The organism is Streptococcus gwangjuensis (assembly GCF_028156745.1).
In the GTDB taxonomy this organism is placed as follows: Bacteria; Bacillota; Bacilli; order Lactobacillales; family Streptococcaceae; genus Streptococcus; species Streptococcus gwangjuense_A.
In genome coordinates this window covers 139,145-157,493 of the sequence record NZ_JAODJG010000031.1, presented here as the reverse complement: position 1 = coordinate 157,493, position 18,349 = coordinate 139,145, and the positions used below count along the sequence as shown (strand labels likewise).

Genomic DNA, 18,349 nt, shown 5'->3' with positions numbered 1-18,349 from the left:
TGAAAAGGAGAGAAATTTATGAAAGTAGAACTACAGATTAGCGAGACTTACGAAGAGGAAAAGCTGATTGTGCAAGCACCTCGAGAAACCGAAAAAGTCCAAAAAGTCATCGAGTTTGCAGAAAATCTGGACCGAACAGAAAAAATCAAAGGAAAGATTGATGATCAGGTCTATCTAGTTAAGATTGGTAAGATACAACGATTCTATATCGAGAATCGGAAGGTGCTAGCAGAAACAGCAAGTCAGACCTACAATATTGATTTACGGCTCTATCAAGTCCTTGAAATTCTGCCAACCAATTTTATCCAAATTTCCCAATCAGAAATCATCAATATCAACTCCATCTCTCATCTCAAGCTCACGCCCAACGGTCTGGTAGAAATTTTCTTGAAAAACGAAAGTTTCACCTACTCTTCACGCCGTTACCTAAAAACCATCAAGGAGAAATTAGAACTATGAAAAAACAAATCTTCCACGATGCAGCTGCCGGTGTTCTTATCGGCCTCATCCTCTCTATCATCTTTTCACTCATTTATGCACCAAATACCTACGCACCACTAAGTTCCGACTCTCTCATCGGCCAAGTGATGACCCAACATCAGATTCACGGTGCCCTGGTCTTGCTCTACTGCACACTGATCTGGGCAGCCATCGGTATTCTCTTTAACTTTGGCAACCGCTTATTCAGCCGTGACTGGAGCTTACTCCGTGCGACTCTGACTCATTTTTTCCTCATGCTAGTAGGCTTTATCCCACTAGCAACCCTAGCTGGTTGGTTCCCCTTCCACTGGATTTTCTATCTCCAACTCATTATCGAGTTTGCGATTGTCTACCTCATCATTTGGACTATTTCCTATAAAAGAGCATCAAAAAAAGTAGACCATATCAATCAACTCTTGGAGCATAGAAAGTAATAGCAATATCCCACTCACAAATGCATGAGTGGGATTATTTTTATAGTTTCTGTTTTAACTCAACCAAGACATTCATAGCCTGCATAGGTGTCATATTGTAAATATCTAGTTTAGCTAATTCTGCTAGGATAGGATGCTCTTCTGCCGTATCAAATAGTGAAATCTGTTCTGTGACAGCACTTGTTTGCCTCATGGGGGCAGGACTTTCTGTTCCTTGACTCTCTAACTGAGTCAAAATCTTATCCGCCCTTGCTAACAGGTCTGCTGGCAAGCCAGCAATCTTGGCAACATGGATACCATAGGATTTATCAGCTGGACCTGGTTCAATCTTGTGAAGGAAGGTAACCTGCCCACCCTGCTCTAAGGTTGCCACGTGGACATTGACCAAGTGTTCCAAGCTGGACTCCAGACTAGTCAATTCATGGTAGTGGGTCGCAAAAAGGGTCTTGGCTCCGATGTGCTCATGGATGTATTCGATGATGGATTGAGCAAGAGCCATACCATCATAAGTTGCCGTTCCACGACCCAATTCATCAAAGAGAATGAGAGAGTTCTTGGTCGCATGCGAAATGGCATTGTTGGCCTCCATCATCTCCACCATAAAGGTTGATTGACCTGAAACCAAATCATCAGCTGCTCCGATACGGGTAAAGATCGCATCGAAAATTGGTAAATGGGCGCTTTCTGCTGGCACATAGGAACCCATCTGGGCCATAACCGCCGTCATGGCTAACTGACGCATATAGGTTGACTTACCACTCATGTTTGGCCCTGTAATCAGTTGAATACTGGTATCTTCTGCCATCTGAATCGTATTTGGAATATAGGTCTGAGCCCCCATGACCTTTTCAACGACAGCATGGCGCCCTTTCTGGATATCAATCCGCGAACCCTCTCCGAACTCTGGTCGAATCAAATGCTGGGTTTCAGCCACAACCGCCAGACTTTGCAAGACATCAACCGTCGCAATTCCTTGGGCTAGAGCTTGTAAACGCTGGATGTACTTGCTAACCTCTTCACGAATACGCATAAAAATTTCGTACTCTAGGTTAGCTGACTTCTCACGCGCCTCCAACATATCTCCCTCGATACGGGCTAATTCTTCGGTTCCAAAGCGTTCTGAGTTTTTCAGCGTTGCCTTGCGGAAAAAATGGGCTGGCACATTTCCCAGTTGCGAATTGGTCACATGGAAATAGTAGCCATCCTTTTTATTATAGACAATCTTAAGTGCGCTAATACCAGAGTTTTCTCGCTCCTTAGCCTCAATTTCAGCAATCCAACCAGTCCCTTCTCTGAGAACGCGACGGTACTTGTCTAAAGTCTCATCAAATCCGGTTCGGATAATACCACCTTCTGTAATCACATGGGGAGCTTCAGGAGCAATCGCTGCGCTAATCAAACTCTCCAACTCAGGGATTCCATCCAGTTGTTCGATGAGATAGGCTAGAGCAGGTTGCTCCATTCCTTCTAAAATCGCACGAATCCGTGGCACACTGGACAAGGTAGTCGCCAATTGCAAGAGATCCTTTGGATTGGTCTTACCAAAAGAAACCCGACTAGCCAAGCGTTCAATGTCATAAACACCCTTGAGACTGTCTGTCAAATCACTACGCTCAAAAAAGTGGTCAAGAAAGACCTGCACCACTTCCTGACGTTGGATAATTCGTTCCTTATCAATCAAAGGACGATGAATCCAAGAACGCAAGAGTCGCATCCCCATAGCCGTCTTTGTTTCATCCAAAAGCCAGAAAAGACTGCCTTGCTTCTTGCCTGAACGAGCATTCTCAACCAAATCCAGACTAGCCTTGGTCGCATAATCCATCTGCAAGAAATCCTTGATTTCATATCGGATAACAGGTTTGAGGTGGTTCAATTCCCTCATTTGAGTCCGATGAACATACTGGAGCAGCTTACTAGATGCAGCTTGCTCCACTGTTGCTAATCGTGAATCCAATAAATGAAGGTCTTCAAAACCTTCTTTTTCATAGGAAAGCACCAGATTCATCTGGCGACTAAGGATTTGTTCTTCTTCCTCAGACAAGTCATAACCCAGCACCACTTCTCGAGCCTTGAGATTGCGGATTTCCCCACAAACCAACGTGAAATCCAAAAGACCTGTCACATAAAAGTCACCCGTCACCAGGTCCATATAAGCTAGACCAAACTGATTGCCTTCACGGTCTATGGCAACCAAGAAGTTATTCTGACTGTCCGGCTTACTGCTATCGACCACTGTCCCTGGCGTAATGACCTGAACAACCTCTCGTTTAACAACCCCAACTGCTTGTTTAGGATCTTCCATTTGTTCTGCAATGGCTACCTTGTAACCCTGCTCAATCAAGACATCGATATACTGTTGGGCAGAATGATAGGGGACACCCGCCATAGGAATCGGATTGTCCGCATTCTTATTGCGACTCGTTAAGGAAATTTCCAGAATCTGCGCAGCATTGACCGCATCCTCATAAAATAATTCATAAAAATCACCCATCCGAAAGAGCAAAAACGCATCTGGATATTGCTTTTTAATATCCACATACTGTTGCATGCCGGGTGATAGCTTTTCTGTCGCCATTTTCCGTCTCTCCTTGTCAAAAATAAGTCTTGAGAGTAACTCCCAAGACCTTACTTATCTTTCATCAAATCTAGCAAACGATCTTCCATGAGTTTGGCAACGTGCTGGTCTCGACAAATAACCAATAAGGTATTGGCACCAGCAACTGTTCCTAAAATCCATTCATCCTTGTTTGCATCAACAATATTTGCCAAAACAGAGGCTTCTCCCAATTTGGTATGAAGCACCAAGGTAAACTCTGCTCTTGCAACACCTTCTAAATGATGAGACAAAAATTCCACCAAATCAATCTTTTCTGTCTCATTTGCTAGTACATAATACACCATATCATTTTTCTTGACCTTGGTCAAGCCGATTTCGCGCAAATCACGAGACAAGGTTGTCTGCGTCACAAAGACATTGTGTGCCTCCAACCGATCTTGAATTTCTTTTTGTGTACTTAATTTCTCCTCAGTAATCATTTTTTTTATTAACTGATGACGATCTCTTTTTCTCATAAAATCCTCTTATATGCATATTTATAACTAATTTTATAACTATATTATACCAAAAAAACAGGAGATTTCAAAAATTTTTTCTTCTTTCTTTAAAATTGTGATAAAATAGTAGAAAAGTCCAAAAAGGAGCTCTTAATGAATACAAAAGAATTGATTGCTAGCGAGTTGGCTAGCGTCATTGATAGCCTGGACCAAGAGGCTATTTTAAATTTACTGGAAACCCCTAAAAACTCAGAAATGGGAGACATCGCTTTCCCTGCTTTTTCTCTTGCAAAAGTCGAACGTAAAGCACCTCAAATGATTGCGGCTGAACTGGCTGAAAAGATTAACAGCCAAGCCTTTGAAAAGGTTGTTGCAACAGGACCTTACGTTAACTTTTTCCTTGATAAATCTGCCATTTCTGCTCAAGTATTGCAAGCTGTTATCACTGAAAAAGAACACTATGCTGACCAACATATTGGTAAACAAGAAAATGTTGTTATCGATATGTCTAGTCCAAATATCGCTAAACCATTTTCTATCGGTCACCTGCGCTCAACTGTTATCGGAGATAGCTTATCACATATTTTCCAAAAAATCGGTTATCAAACAGTCAAGGTAAACCATTTGGGAGACTGGGGTAAACAGTTTGGGATGTTGATTGTTGCCTACAAAAAATGGGGTGACGAAGAAGCTGTAAAAGCTCATCCAATTGATGAACTTCTTAAACTCTATGTCCGCATCAATGCTGAAGCTGAAAATGATCCTAGCTTGGATGAAGAAGCACGCGAATGGTTCCGTAAACTTGAAAATGGAGACGAGGAAGCTCTCGCTCTTTGGCAATGGTTCCGTGATGAAAGTTTGGTGGAATTTAACCGCCTTTACAATGAACTGAAGGTTGAATTTGACAGCTACAACGGAGAAGCCTTCTACAACGATAAGATGGATGCAGTTGTAGACATTCTTTCTGAAAAAGGACTTCTTGTTGAGTCAGAAGGTGCCCAAGTTGTGAATCTTGAGAAATATGGAATTGAACATCCAGCCCTCATCAAGAAATCCGATGGTGCAACTCTCTATATCACACGTGACTTGGCTGCAGCCCTTTACCGTAAAAATGAATACCAATTTGCCAAATCTATCTATGTCGTTGGTCAAGAGCAATCTGCCCACTTTAAACAGCTCAAAGCTGTCTTGAAAGAAATGGGCTACGACTGGAGTGAAGACATTACTCATGTTCCTTTTGGTTTGGTTACAAAAGAAGGGAAGAAACTCTCTACTCGTAAAGGGAATGTCATCTTGCTAGAACCTACTGTTGCAGAGGCTGTTAGCCGTGCCAAGACCCAAATCGAGGCTAAAAATCCTGAACTAGAAAATAAAGACCAGGTAGCGCATGCTGTTGGGGTTGGAGCCATTAAATTCTATGACCTCAAAACCGACCGTACAAATGGATACGACTTCGACTTAGAGGCTATGGTATCCTTCGAGGGTGAAACTGGACCTTATGTTCAATACGCCTACGCTCGTATCCAATCGATCTTACGTAAAGCGGATTTCAAACCAGAAACAGCTGGCAACTATAGCTTGAATGATACTGAAAGCTGGGAAATCATCAAACTCATCCAAGACTTTCCACGTATTATCAACCGTGCGGCAGATAACTTTGAACCTTCTATCATTGCTAAATTTGCAATTAGCCTAGCTCAAGCCTTTAACAAGTACTATGCACACACGCGTATCTTGGATGAAAGCCCAGAACGCGACAGCCGTCTAGCCCTCAGCTACGCAACAGCAGTCGTGCTCAAAGAAGCCCTTCGCTTGCTTGGAGTAGAAGCGCCTGAGAAGATGTAAATCGCCAAAGTTACTTAGATTGCTTTGCAATCTAAGTAACTAACGCCAAATCCTATCAGAGATTTGGCTAGGCGCTTCACTAGTTTTAGGACATAAATATGATCGACTTATGTCCTAAAACGTCGTAATCTTAAAGTTATTGGAACTAAAGTTCCTAATTGTTAGACGCTAGTCGCTTTTATGCGGACTAGCTAACTGCTTCACTAGTCATGTTCTCTAAATATAATCGATTTAGAGAACATGACGTCGTAACTATGGTGATTTGGTTAGGCGCTTCACTAATTCAATCTACTCACTACTACTTCTTTATCATACAGGGAGATTTCCTATGAGCCAATATGCTTATATCCTCGTTGTGATTAGCTTGGTTTTCCTTTTTCTGCTTAATAAGTACGAGAAGGAGAGACTGCAAAAACTCTACCAAGAACAACTGTTGAAGGATGAAACATTTAGGGCTGACATCAAAGAGAAAATTCAAACGACTGAAAATATCAATGATGTCATTGCTTACATCAATAAAACTTACCATCTGGGAATGTTACTATCAAAAGACATTACAGATCAATTGAAATAATCAAAATCCGAGAAGAAAGCTTCTCGGATTTTTTAGGGTATATTTTTACCTTACAACCATATCAATTAACATTTATATAAAAGTTTATAGGTAATTTTTATCTCTACTATAAAGGAGGGCATAATAACTTCTTTCTTCTAATAATTGATACCATTCTAGAAAAGATTGTTATCAGCTCAACTTTCCAACTCATACAAATCTGCGATAATCGCTGCGACACGTTTGATATCTCCCAGCATACCTCGCATTTCAAAATCAGCCAATACAGGGAAGCCAAAACGTTGACTATATTGCTTGGCTGTCAGGCAGTATTGATTATTAAAGTTACGATTTCCTGAACCAACCACACCAAAACACTTACTAGCATTGTCACCATAGGCGATAAAATCTCCCACTGGTGTCGTCAAAATCTCGACATCTCCGTTATCCACGCCATTCCCACCTTCTAGGTAAGTCGGCAAAAAAGCGACATAGGGATGATCCATTTCATAGAAATCTTGGCCTTCTTTGACCAAATCCTTGATATGAATCTTTTGAACCTCAATTCCCTCGTACTGGGACAAGAGATAGTCTTTCAAGCGTGTCACAAAACTCTCCGTATTTCCGCTCAGACTGATGTAGACCAAGGAAACTTTTTTCATGTTCTCCTCCTTTTTTAAATCATAAAAAATAACTACCAAGATTGTATCTTGATAGTTATGCTTTGTCAACTCTTAGGCAAGTTCTTCCTCTTCTTGAGTTTCTGTCAATTCTTTTTGCTGACGCCACATTTTATAGAAGACGATTGCTAGGAAGATAACATTGAGTACGATCCCAAAAATAGCAGAACCTTTGGCACCAAGTTCCGCTCCCATACGGATGTTAGGGTCTGTAAAAAGTAAAACCGCATCCTGAACGCCGATAAAGTTGTAGATAGAACCAACGATGGCAACGAAGACATAAGCAAGATAAGTGTAGTTAGCCAATTGGATGTTTTTACGAACAAGGAAAACCAAAGACACAACCACCAGAATAACAGATAAGACAACCAAGAGAATGTTGAAGATAGAATGACCATGCTCCGATACCTTAATGGTGTAAGCAACGAGCTCCTTAGCATAAGTAGCATTAACACCTGATGCTGATGTTTCTAGATTGTTCATACTCTCCGCAGTAGGTACTGGAGATATGATTCCAAATAGTGACATTGCTGAGAGTAAGGCTGAAAAAATCAGTAATACCCATAGATAGATTGGTTTCTTTTTCATAATAGAACCTCCTGATATTATTATCGATATTATAGCACTTTTTGTAAAGGGATACAAATATTATAGTGTGGTTTCCACCTGTTTTCGGTAGGCTTTTGGCGATTTTCCGCACAATTTTCGGAACACTTTATAGAAATATCCAACATTACTGTAACCAACAGCATAACAAATATCTTCGATACTGTCACTAGTCGAAAGTAAAAGTTGCTGGGCAGCCTTAATCCGTTGTTTGTTTAGTAACTCTGCGAAGGTCGAATTGGTTTCACGCTTAATCAACTGACCCAGATAGACAGGATTGATAAAGAGATCCTTACTGATATCCTTGAGAGAAAGTTCTTTTTGGTAATCACGACCAATGACTTCTAGCACACTGACCACATTCTCATTCATACGGTATTGACCGAAAAAGCGAGTCAGAGTTTCTTTGATATAAGGAACCAGTTCATCGAATGATTGAATAGCATGAATGGTTTTGACAATGTCCGTCATATCATCAGCTTTGAGGTGTTCAAACAAGTGGAAGACATCCATGACAAACTGGATAAAAAGCTGTTTGGTAATCGGAACACGCGGCGTATTTTCAAGAACCACCTTCTCCAAAAGGTTCAACTCTTCAACGATTTGATTGAGATTCCCCTGAATGATAACCCTATAAATCGGTTCGTAATAGGCAAAGAGACTCTCAGACTGTTTTAGATTTACAGAACCGTAAAAGAGGGCTTTCTCAGCATTCAGCTTCCAGCGTTCAAAGTGTTCTTGATAAGGAGCTTCAAAGGGAGTAACGACTAAACCATCTAGGGGTTGATCAGAAATAAAAATCTGCCAGTCTTGTCCCAAGACATAGTAAGGAATGGTGAAGGAGCCTTGTTTTTCCTTGGATAGACCTATCCACCAATCCTCCTTATCCCCTAAATAACTAACAAATCCATCCTCATCTAAATCTTGACTAAGGATCTGACTTTTCTTTACTCTCTCACCAAGCTGACCTGCAATCTTCTCCAGCAGATTTCCCAACTCTACCTTATCAACAGGCTTGACCAAATAATCTACAACCTTGAGGTTCATTGCTCTTTTTACATAATCAAACTCCTGATAACCTGAGAGTAGGATATAGGCTGCATCTGGTAAGATTTCTTTCATCTCTCGAATCATATCAAGCCCTGTTTTGTCGGGCATATTGACATCGGAAATGACCACATCGACAGGATTTTCCTGAACATATTCTAGGGCTTCATCGGCATGACTGGCTGTTGCGACGACCTCCATATCCCACTTATCAAAGGGAATCAAACGTTTCAGACCTTCTGTCACCATGTACTCATCATCTACTAATAATACTTTATACATTTTCTCCCTTTCTACTCATCTTGAATTGTAATACGATACTGAACGCCTGCTTGCTCTGCAGACTCTATCGTGATAGCGTAGCGGTCTCCAAAATAGAGCACAAAACGCTCATGTACATTGACAATTCCGATAGACTGCCTTTGACCACTATAGCTGGCTTGGTGTTCAAACTGTCTCTGACTTAATTTTTCTCGGAGATTTGCCAGCTTTTCAACTGACATTCCACGGCCATTATCGACCACTAAAATTTCCACAAACCCATCCTGTTTAAGAGCTTTAATGCTAATCACATTATCTGTCCGTCTATGGTCAACACCATGCGCAAAATAGTTTTCTACCAGCGGTTGCAAGGTAAACTTAGGAATCTTCATATTTTCTAACCCTGGATCTATCTTGAAACCATAGGCAATAGATTTAGGATAGCGAACCATGCAGAGATAGCTATATTTACGACAAAATTCCAATTCCTGTTTGAGAAGAGTTTCTCTTTCGTCAGAAATATTGTTACGCAACAAGCTACTGAACTCATAAATGATGTCTGCCAACTCATCTTGACTCTGCATAACTGCATACATGCGCAAGAACTCTAGCGTATTATACATGAAGTGAGGATTGATTTGCGCCTGCAAAGCTCGCATATTAGCATCCTTTTGGCTAAGCTCTAGCTGGTAAATATCATGGATATTCTTCTCCAATCGATCCAACATATCATTGGTGGTCTCCGCGATTAAGAGTAATTCCTGGTCCTTTTCAAGCGTATCAATGCGAAGACCTTCCTCTCCTTGGGCAATAGCTTGAATGGAATCCACCAAATCCACTACCTGCTTTTGGTAGTTAGCAAAGGTCTGCCTCAAGGTCAGATAGAGAATGACAATAAAGAGAAGGCTCAAGCCCACAATCAAAGCAGAGCTAGTCACTGTTCCTTGTAAAACAAAGTTTTTAGGAACTGCCACCTGAACCTGATAGCCATGAGAGGTTACACCAACAAACCAGTTCTCATGTTCCCTATTGACCCTCTCACCAATATGAAAAATCTCCGTATCAAAAGGCGATGTCACGGTAACAGCCATAGGGATATGACCCCGGGTATTGTCTACAGCATGGTATAAGATTTCTGGATCCAAGGAAATATAAACAACCCCTATAGATTGATCCGTCGCTGGGTCTAAAATAGGAACTCCAAAACTATTGGCCTCCGGTTTAAAAGCCTCAGCAGGCAAGACATGCCCACTTCTTTTATCCCTTGTTGACACATAAACTTCTTTAAAGTCCTGCAAGACGATTGCAACACCCGTTATATAGTCATTTTGGACATACAGGTCATCAATATTTTCATACAGAGAAATAGAAGTTGAAGAAGCCGCTTGATGCTCCAACAACCAATAAAAATACTCAGAAGTTGATAGGCTAAAGTACTTATAAACCCCTTGTATACGGTCTTGATTGGCTACTAAATCTTGCGCTAGCTGGGCTGACTCGCGATAATAATATTCCACCTCTTCGACTGTTCGAGTGGTTACACGTTGGGCTACTCTTTGAGCTTCCTTTTCCCGTGAATCCCAGTCAGCGTAAGAGAGTAAGATTGCAAAACTCGCAATAATAATCATCATAACTGAACTGTAGGTTCTCAGAAGCGTATGTAGCCAAAACTGCTTCATTCTATTTTGTCGCCAATTTTTCATGGATACTTTCATAGACCGGTTCCAACATATCACTGATAAAGAAATGCCACATCCCAATTCCTACAAAAAAAAGTAGAGCAGGCATATAGTAACCAATTGCCACAAGTAACACTGTCCCAAGGAGAACCTTGGCCACAGCTGCTAGGCTCATAAAGATGCCAATCAAGGATAGTTTGAGGCTATTTCGATAGGATAAGTCAAAATAAACTTGTAATTTCAAATACACTGTATAGGCCAAAAAGAGCAGGGCGACTACTAGGACATTCAAAAAAGTCGCAATCAAATGAATGATGGTTTGATGAGGCAACTGCACCAAGAGATACAAGCCATAGATTAAAACTAGATCCACCCCTAAAAAGCTATAGAAAACCAGGTTGCTTGAGACAAAATTTTGCTTATAAAGAGACCACGCCTCCTTCAAACTGTATTCCCGAAAGCTATAACCATGTTCTGCATATAGGCTCATCAAGGTGGCACTAGCCGGCGCTAGACCAAGGATAATCCCTCCTGCCAATGTTAATAGCCAAAAGAAGGCTGTCGCAATCATCCCTAAAAAGAAACGATTAAAGACAAAGTCTAAAAATCTCCCCATGATATCCTCCTAAAAATAACTATGAAACTATTATATCATATTTCAAGCGTTTTCAAAAACATAGACTATCCATTTACAATCCCACCAAACCGTGGTACAATGAGAATTGTGAGAAAATTATCAGGAGACAATTCATGAAAAAATCTATCTTAACTACACTGCTCTTTGCAGTTCTTTACTTCCTCTGCATGGGGATTGGTGTCCTTTTAGGCAATCTCCTTGACCAAACTGGAAACATGTTTTATGCACCTGCCTTTACTGCCCTTGTAGGCGGTATCGTCTATATGATTCTAGTCGCAAAAGTTCCGCGCTTTGGAGCCATTACCACTATCGGCCTTGTCATCGCCCTCTTTTTCTTGGGGAGCAAACACGGTGCCGGTGCCTTCCTTCCTGGAATTATCTGTGGCCTCCTAGCAGATGGAGTAGCTCATTTAGGAAAATACAAGGACCAAACAAAAAATTTGCTTTCTTTCATTATTTTCGCCTTTAGTTCAACTGGTCCAATCTTACTCATGTGGATTGCGCCCCAAACCTATATGGCTACTCTTCTAGCAAGAGGAAAATCCCAAGAATATATCGACCGTATCATGGTCGCACCAAATCCTGGAACCATCCTTCTATTTATCGCTAGTGTTGTCATCGGAGCCCTAGTGGGGGCCTTAATTGGACAAGCCTTGAGTAAAAAATTTGCGCAGAAAATCTGATTACTAAAAAAGAGCCACACGGCTCTTTTTTATTTATGACTCAATTTATTGGTCAGGAAATCTCCCAAGAATTGGATTGCAAAGATAATCAAAATGATAATGATGGTTGCCAAGATGGTCACATCGTGATTGTAGCGGTTAAATCCATAAGCGATGGCTACGTTACCGATACCACCAGCTCCAACCGCACCAGCCATAGCTGTTTCACCAACAAGGGAAATCAAGGTCACAGTCGTCACACGGATCAAATCTGGCAGACCTTCTGATAGATAAACACCTACGATGTCCCAGAAGGTCGCTCCGCTAGCTTGAGCCGCCTCAATGACACCGCCATCCAGTTCAGCCAAGACAACCTGCACCTGACGGGCAAAGAAGGCAAAGACCGCAAAAGATAGGGGTACAATAGCCGCATTTGGCCCGATACTTGTCCCTACGATTAGATGAGAGAAGGGTGACAAGACTGCCAAGAGAATGATGAAAGGAACCGCACGAAAAATTGAGGTAATTTTGTCTAAAATCCAGAAGACGACCTTATTTTCCAAGACACCACCTGGCGCTGTCAAGACAAGGAAGAGCCCTGCAACAAGCCCCAAGAAACCTCCGATGATGAAAGAAAGAACTGTCATATAAAGGGTTAGGTAGATGGCTGTTCCCCAGCCTGCTTGACCAGCCCAGCCCATTTTATAAACATTTGGTAAATAGGTTTGAATCAATGATTCCATCTTACTGTCCTCCCTTCAATACTTTTAGTTGTACGCCTGCTTGACGAATGGCTTCTTGGGCATCTGCCAACGCTGCTTTTTCACCTGACAAGACCACCACCAATTCTCCAACAGGAGTGCCATCGAGGATTTCGATATTTCCATAGAGGATATTAGCCGTTACTTGGTAATGCTTGTACAATTCATTCAAAAGTGGCTCGTCTGTTGAAGCCCCTGCATACTTGAGTTGCACCAAAAGGCTGTTTTCAGACAGATGTTGCACGATTTCTTGCTTCTCAATCTTGACCATGGCTTCGTCAATACCTGTAGCTGTTGAGATAAAATCTTGGGTCAAGGGTTGTTTAGGGTTTGAGAAGATTTCAAGGACGCTGCCCTCTTCAATCAAATTCCCATCCTGCATAACTGCTACACGATTGGCGATATCTTTGACAATCTGCATTTCATGCGTAATCAAGACAACCGTCAAGCCTAATTTTTGGTTCAAATCTTGCAACAAGGCCAAAATCTGCTTGGTTGTCTTAGGGTCAAGGGCAGAAGTGGACTCGTCTGAAATCAAGATTTTTGGATCATTTGCCAAGGCACGCGCAATGGCCACACGCTGTTTTTGCCCTCCAGATAGCTGTGAAGGGTAGTTTTCAGCACGGTCCGCCAAGCCAACCAAGTCCAACAACTTAGCTACTTTAGCTTTCTTTTCTTCCTTACTAAGTCCAGAGTGTTTAAGGGCAAAGGCTACGTTCTCCTCTGCTGTCTTTTGACTCATCAGGTTAAAGTGCTGGAAAATCATTCCGATATCTTGACGTTTACGACGCAACTGCTCGGCTGTCAATGTCACCTTGCCATCAAAAATCACATCGTCGTCAATGGTGATTTTACCTGCAGATGGCTTTTGCAAGAGATTAATCACCCGTACAAGGGTTGATTTCCCTGCTCCAGAATATCCAACGATTCCGTAGATATCCCCTTCTTGGATGTGAATGGTCACATCCTTGACCGCTGTGATGGTTCTCTTCTTTTGGTGAAAAGTCACATCAATCTGATCTAACTTGATAATATCTCTACTCATAGCTTCTAATCAGCTCCTCTACTAATTCAATATGGGTGTAATAATCGGCGATTCGCACATTTTCATCCCCACCGTGGTCTCGACTGTTGGCATTTCCTAGACCGAAGGCCACCATTGGTACCTCTAGGGCATCAAAGACCGTATGCATAGGCCCTGTCCCCGCTGTTGTCGGCAAGACTGAAACGCCCTGTGGATAGAATTTCTTGGCCAACTCGATTACATTGAGAATGGCTGGTGCGCTCATATCGCTTCGATAGCTCATCTCTCCCAAGGTATAGTATAATTCTACCTTATCAAAGCCATTTTTGTCTAGCTGTTTCCGAATTTTTTCCAGAACATCATGCGGTTCTAGACCAGGAACCAAACGAACCTCTAGCTTAGCACTGGCTTCTGCTGGTAAAATCGTTTTAACCCCTTGTCCTTGGTAACCTGACTGAATCCCTTCGATATTAAGGGCTGGCTCGAAAAAGAAACGTTTCAGAAAGGCTGCGCGGTCCTCTTGTAAAAGGGGTAATTCCAAACCATAAATCTGGCTGATTTCCCCTGGATTTCGTTGGGCATAGGTACCCACCAAGGCCAATTCACGTTCATTTGGCTCTTGAACTTCTTCGTACAAACCTTCAACCAAGATACGGCCATCTGCTGCACGAAGAGACTGTATGGCTTGAAGGAGATACCAGGGAGCTGATTCCACAACCCCACCATAACTAGAATGGATATCCACATCAGCGCTTTTCACCTTGGCATCAAAGGTCACAATCCCCTTATTTCCACCAGAAATTTCCAGCTGTTCCAAGGCATTTTTGGTTCCTTGTTCCCAGACCAACAAATCTGCACCACGGAGTTTATCCGCATGCTTTTCTAGATACTTATCTAGGTCTGTCGAAGCGGATTCCTCCGCTCCCTCCATGATAAAACTGATATTGACAGGCAGGTCATCATGGTGCTGCATGTATTTTCTCAAAGCACTCAAACGAGCCGTGATATGACCCTTGTCGTCATCAACCCCACGCCCATACATAAAGCCATTGCGGACCGAAAGCGTAAAGGGATCCTCTGTCCACACCTGATCCCCATCCGCTGGCACAGTGTCATAGTGGTTATAGAAAATCAGGGTCTTGGCATCTGGACGCGAACTCTTGAAATGTGCCATGACAAAGGGCGCCGTATAAGTCTCATCAATCTCCACTTCAGCCCCAACACGCTTGAAAATCTCACCCAGATAGTTGGCAACTTCCTTAAGTCCAACCTGTTGGGCAAAGACCGACTTCTTAGAAATCAAGGTACGCAAAACCTCAAAATAATGCTGGGCTACATGATCCTTTTCAAATTTTTCAATCTGTTCTTGTTCGCTAGGAAAAACCATATTCTCTCTACCTTTCTATGAACCTATAGTCTTCTTTACAATCCATGCTCTATACAAAAGCAAGAGGTGGAATTTTCTCTCCCACCTCCCTGTTTCTTATTACCAAACTGGTTGATCCAAACCGTCTGATGTTTCTTCGATAACTTTTTTCACGTCATCTGTGTGGTAAGCTGCGATCACTTTCTTGATAGCATCAGCTTTTGGTGATGTTTCCCAATCTTTTTTCGCAACGATGATGTTGTACCATTGTTTTGAATTTTCATCAGCTTGTTCTTTGAAAAGTGCTTTCTTGTAGTCCAATTTTGCTTCTGTAACGAAGGTATTGTTTACAACGGCAGCGTCAACTGATGACAATGAACGAGCTGTTTGGCTAGCATCCAATTCAGTGATTTTCAAGTTCTTTGGATTTTCTTTGATGTTAGCAACTGTTGCAAGAGCAGTTCCAGAAACATCCAATTTAATCAAGCCAGCTGATTGAAGCAAGTAAAGTGCACGACTTTCGTTTGTAGCGTCGTTTGGTACAGCGATTTCTCCGTTTGCTGGGATGTCTTCTACTTTAGTGTACTTGTTGTCACTTCCATTCAAACCTGAGTAAAGACGGATTGGAGAGATGTAAGTATCTGCAATCGCTACAAGGTCTTTTCCGTTTTCTTTGTTCCAGTTGTTCAAGAAGTTATAGTGTTGGAAAGCGTTCAAATCTACTTCGCCATCAGCAGTTGCCTTGTTTGGTTGTGAGTAGTCTGTGAACTCTGTAAATTCCAAGGTAATACCATCTTTTTTAACCAATTCTTGGATTTTGTCCCAACGTTTTTCTTCAGAACCGCTACGGTTAACAGTTGCGATTTTGATAGTTGTTGCATTGTCTGCTTTCTTTTCTGAGTTTCCGCAAGCTGCAAGAGCCAAACCTGCGACTGTAGCAAGGGCTGCTACACCAAGCCATTTTTTGATTTTCATGATTCTTTCTCCTTAAAAATAATACCGTACTAGTATCTCACAATTTGTTTGATTTCACAAATTGTTATTAGATAGCCAGATATATAGTTTAAAACTATAACCCTAAAAATTGAGAAATCACCCAACTTACTCAGAATGGATGATTTCAAGAAATTATTTAATATCAGCTTCTGCTGGTAGATAAGTGTCTCCGAAGAATTGTTTAGACAATTTTTCAAGAGTTCCGTCTTTGTAGAGTTCTTGGATACGTTTGTCTACAAATGTTTTCAACTCATCTTGACCTTTAGCAAGAAGTGGGTAAACATAAGGTTGTTGGTCGCTTGGAAGTTCGATCACTTTCAAGTTGTCCAAACCTTGGTCCTTGATGACTGTTTCAACACCGATTTTATCAAAAATCTTGTAGTCAAACTGGCCATCGCTCAAGCGTCCCATGATTTGTTGGAAGTCTGCTTTAGTATACTTTAGGACAGTTGGATTATCTGCGTGTTGTTTGTTGTAGTCTTCTAGCTGTTTAGCAGAAGTTGTCCCTTGAACAACTTCTGTTGATTTTCCACCGATATCATCAAGCGATTTGATGCTAGGGTCATCTTTTTTCACTACAAGAACGTTAGGGTTTTTAGCAGTTGGAGCTGCATAAAGGTATTTTTCAGCACGTTCTTTAGTGTAGCTGATGTTGCTAACAGCCATATTGTAACGGTCGGCATCAAGTCCTGCAAAGACTCCTGACCACTCTGTCTTCTCAAACTTGACATCATACTTGTCAGAGTCTTTAAAGATAGCGCGAACCACTTCAATTTCGTAACCAGTCAATTCGCCATTTTCTTCATAGTTGAATGGTTTTGGTGTAGCATTAGTTGCAACGATAATTTCTTTCTTGCTAGTTGCTTCTCCTTCTTTCTTAGCACCACCTGAGCAAGCTGCTAGAACACCTGCAGCAACAAGCCCTAGGGCAGCAAGAGATGAGTATTTAACGATTTTTTTCATATCATTTCCTCCAAAATAGAATACCTTATAATTTTAACAGAAAAAGAGAATTTACGCCATTATATGATATCTATCTCTGTGATAGGTTTTCTTTATGGCTGATTTATACTCAATGAAAATCAAAGAGCAAACTAGGAAGCTAGCCGCAAGCTGTACTTGAGTACGGTAAGGCGACGCTGACGTGGTTTGAATTTGATTTTCGAAGAGTATTAAAAGACCAAACGCAAGACTGCAATTAAGACCACTCCAAAGAGAACTGTTCCGACAAGATTGCGGTAGCGAAAGGCTACCCAAGCTGTTGGAAAGACTGCTAAGAAGTCCAGCCATTTGATTTGAGGAAGGCTGCCAATCTTACCTGTCACTACGCTTGAAAGAATCAAGGCAAAGATAATAGAAACGGGCAAGAACTTCAAAAAACGCTCAACGATTGCAGGCAAACCCTTATACTTGACCAAGATGAAGGGAATCATACGGGGAATCCAGGTCACCAAGCCAGAGAAAATAACTGCTAATAAAAGATACTTACTGACCATCTAATACCACCCCCATTGTACAACCAAGTAGCGTCGCAAACAGAACAGCTAGTGACTGAGACACCACTGTTAAGAGTAAAAAGAAGGACACCGCAACAACTGCTAGGATAATGAGCAGATTGCGGACAGGAATCCGTCTTTGCATAATCTGGAATTGCGAAGCAAAAATTCCGATGAACATCCCAACCAAGGCAAAATCTAATCCAAAGATTTCTGGATTTGGTAGCAGGCCACCCAGAGCCGTTCCGACAACTGTTCCCACAAACCAAGCCACATAGCTGTTGAGATTGTTTCCGTGCATCCACATAGGATTGACCTTGTCTGTATGGGCTAACTCGCCCATCAAAACACCATAAGTCTCATCTGTCAAGAGGCTAGACATACCGATATTTTGCCAGAGACTGGTATGACGGAAATAGGTTGATGCGTGCAAGCTCAACAAAAAGAGACGCAAATTGATCAAAAAGACCGTCATAGCAATAGCTGCCACAGGAGCTTGAACCGCAATCAGTGCCAACATGGCAAACTGGGCACTCCCAGCATAAACAAAGAGGCTCATCAAGCCCATCTCAACAGGTGTCACATAGGGCGCACCAATAATCCCACAGGCCAAGCCAATACTGACATAACCAAGGGCCGTTGGCATGGCCGCCTGCGCCCCCTCCCAAAATCCTTTTTCTTTCATCTTTCTCCTCATATTGTCTTAATAATACTCAATGAAAATCAAAGAGCAAACTAGAAAGCTGGCCACAGGTTGCTCAAAACATT

Annotated in this window: 19 protein-coding genes; 5 read left to right on the top strand and 14 right to left on the bottom strand. The window is 41.8% G+C overall.

Annotated features, from left to right (window positions below):
* Nucleotides 1-18: 18 nt before the first annotated feature.
* Nucleotides 19-459 carry a LytTR family DNA-binding domain-containing protein gene (locus N5909_RS04545; protein WP_033682426.1) on the top strand — a complete coding sequence of 147 codons (441 nt, stop codon included), beginning with the start codon at nt 19-21 and terminating at the stop codon, nt 457-459.
* Entirely contained in the window at nt 456-914 is a 459-nt protein-coding gene (locus N5909_RS04540; protein WP_033682427.1) for a DUF3021 domain-containing protein, read from the top strand. Before N5909_RS04545 ends, N5909_RS04540 begins: the two co-directional genes overlap by 4 nt.
* Nucleotides 915-954: 40 nt before the next feature.
* Here N5909_RS04540 and mutS read toward each other — a convergent pair whose 3' ends face one another.
* Together mutS and argR are read right to left on the bottom strand one after the other, a co-directional pair.
* A complete protein-coding gene (mutS, locus tag N5909_RS04535) occupies nt 955-3,489 on the bottom strand; it encodes a DNA mismatch repair protein MutS (RefSeq protein WP_271630878.1) in 2,535 nt (844 codons plus the stop codon).
* A gap of 50 nt (nt 3,490-3,539) precedes the next feature.
* Entirely contained in the window at nt 3,540-3,986 is a 447-nt protein-coding gene (gene argR, locus N5909_RS04530) for an arginine repressor (protein ID WP_001231476.1), read from the bottom strand.
* A 135-nt stretch (nt 3,987-4,121) separates the two neighbouring features.
* On the opposite strand from argR, the gene argS reads away from it, so the two are divergent.
* Both argS and N5909_RS04520 read left to right on the top strand, forming a co-directional pair.
* Nucleotides 4,122-5,813 (top strand): arginine--tRNA ligase, encoded by a 1,692-nt coding sequence (gene argS, locus N5909_RS04525; RefSeq protein ID WP_033682429.1) that lies wholly within the window; start codon nt 4,122-4,124, stop codon nt 5,811-5,813.
* A 328-nt stretch (nt 5,814-6,141) separates the two neighbouring features.
* The gene (locus N5909_RS04520; protein WP_033682430.1) at nt 6,142-6,387 is read left to right on the top strand and encodes a hypothetical protein; all 246 of its coding nucleotides are present in this window, start codon (nt 6,142-6,144) and stop codon (nt 6,385-6,387) included.
* A 176-nt stretch (nt 6,388-6,563) separates the two neighbouring features.
* Here N5909_RS04520 and nrdI read toward each other — a convergent pair whose 3' ends face one another.
* The 5 genes from nrdI to N5909_RS04495 all read right to left on the bottom strand — a co-directional run bounded on the left by nrdI (nt 6,564) and on the right by N5909_RS04495 (nt 11,255).
* Nucleotides 6,564-7,028, bottom strand: a complete 465-nt coding sequence (gene nrdI / locus N5909_RS04515) for a class Ib ribonucleoside-diphosphate reductase assembly flavoprotein NrdI (RefSeq protein WP_020901834.1) — start codon at nt 7,026-7,028, stop codon at nt 6,564-6,566.
* A gap of 72 nt (nt 7,029-7,100) precedes the next feature.
* Nucleotides 7,101-7,634 (bottom strand): hypothetical protein, encoded by a 534-nt coding sequence (locus N5909_RS04510; protein WP_020901833.1) that lies wholly within the window; start codon nt 7,632-7,634, stop codon nt 7,101-7,103.
* A gap of 60 nt (nt 7,635-7,694) precedes the next feature.
* On the bottom strand, nt 7,695-8,981 hold the full coding sequence (locus N5909_RS04505; RefSeq protein WP_271630877.1) for a response regulator transcription factor: 1,287 nt from the start codon (nt 8,979-8,981) through the stop codon (nt 7,695-7,697).
* A gap of 11 nt (nt 8,982-8,992) precedes the next feature.
* On the bottom strand, nt 8,993-10,663 hold the full coding sequence (locus N5909_RS04500) for a sensor histidine kinase (RefSeq protein ID WP_333908943.1): 1,671 nt from the start codon (nt 10,661-10,663) through the stop codon (nt 8,993-8,995).
* Entirely contained in the window at nt 10,641-11,255 is a 615-nt protein-coding gene (locus N5909_RS04495) for a YesL family protein (RefSeq protein WP_271630876.1), read from the bottom strand. Before N5909_RS04495 ends, N5909_RS04500 begins: the two co-directional genes overlap by 23 nt.
* A gap of 134 nt (nt 11,256-11,389) precedes the next feature.
* Between N5909_RS04495 and N5909_RS04490 the strand changes: the two genes are divergently transcribed.
* Nucleotides 11,390-11,959, top strand: a complete 570-nt coding sequence (locus N5909_RS04490) for an MptD family putative ECF transporter S component (RefSeq protein ID WP_271630874.1) — start codon at nt 11,390-11,392, stop codon at nt 11,957-11,959.
* Nucleotides 11,960-11,988: 29 nt separating this feature from the next.
* Here N5909_RS04490 and N5909_RS04485 read toward each other — a convergent pair whose 3' ends face one another.
* The 7 genes from N5909_RS04485 to N5909_RS04455 form a co-directional block, all read right to left on the bottom strand.
* A complete protein-coding gene (locus N5909_RS04485; protein ID WP_176139477.1) occupies nt 11,989-12,681 on the bottom strand; it encodes a methionine ABC transporter permease in 693 nt (230 codons plus the stop codon).
* 1 nt (nt 12,682) lies between these two features.
* Nucleotides 12,683-13,744, bottom strand: coding sequence for a methionine ABC transporter ATP-binding protein (locus N5909_RS04480; RefSeq protein WP_125408969.1), 1,062 nt, complete (start codon nt 13,742-13,744; stop codon nt 12,683-12,685).
* Nucleotides 13,737-15,110, bottom strand: a complete 1,374-nt coding sequence (locus tag N5909_RS04475) for a M20 family metallopeptidase (protein WP_000231805.1) — start codon at nt 15,108-15,110, stop codon at nt 13,737-13,739. The genes N5909_RS04480 and N5909_RS04475 overlap by 8 nt, the downstream gene beginning before the upstream one ends.
* A 99-nt stretch (nt 15,111-15,209) precedes the next feature.
* Nucleotides 15,210-16,064 (bottom strand): MetQ/NlpA family ABC transporter substrate-binding protein, encoded by an 855-nt coding sequence (locus N5909_RS04470; RefSeq protein ID WP_000694523.1) that lies wholly within the window; start codon nt 16,062-16,064, stop codon nt 15,210-15,212.
* A gap of 153 nt (nt 16,065-16,217) precedes the next feature.
* Nucleotides 16,218-17,048: an amino acid ABC transporter substrate-binding protein gene (locus N5909_RS04465; protein ID WP_261026976.1), complete on the bottom strand. Its 831-nt coding sequence runs from the start codon at nt 17,046-17,048 to the stop codon at nt 16,218-16,220.
* Nucleotides 17,049-17,257: 209 nt separating this feature from the next.
* Entirely contained in the window at nt 17,258-17,581 is a 324-nt protein-coding gene (locus N5909_RS04460) for an AzlD domain-containing protein (RefSeq protein ID WP_070480078.1), read from the bottom strand.
* Nucleotides 17,571-18,266 carry an AzlC family ABC transporter permease gene (locus tag N5909_RS04455; RefSeq protein WP_000659743.1) on the bottom strand — a complete coding sequence of 232 codons (696 nt, stop codon included), beginning with the start codon at nt 18,264-18,266 and terminating at the stop codon, nt 17,571-17,573. Before N5909_RS04455 ends, N5909_RS04460 begins: the two co-directional genes overlap by 11 nt.
* Nucleotides 18,267-18,349 lie beyond the last annotated feature (83 nt).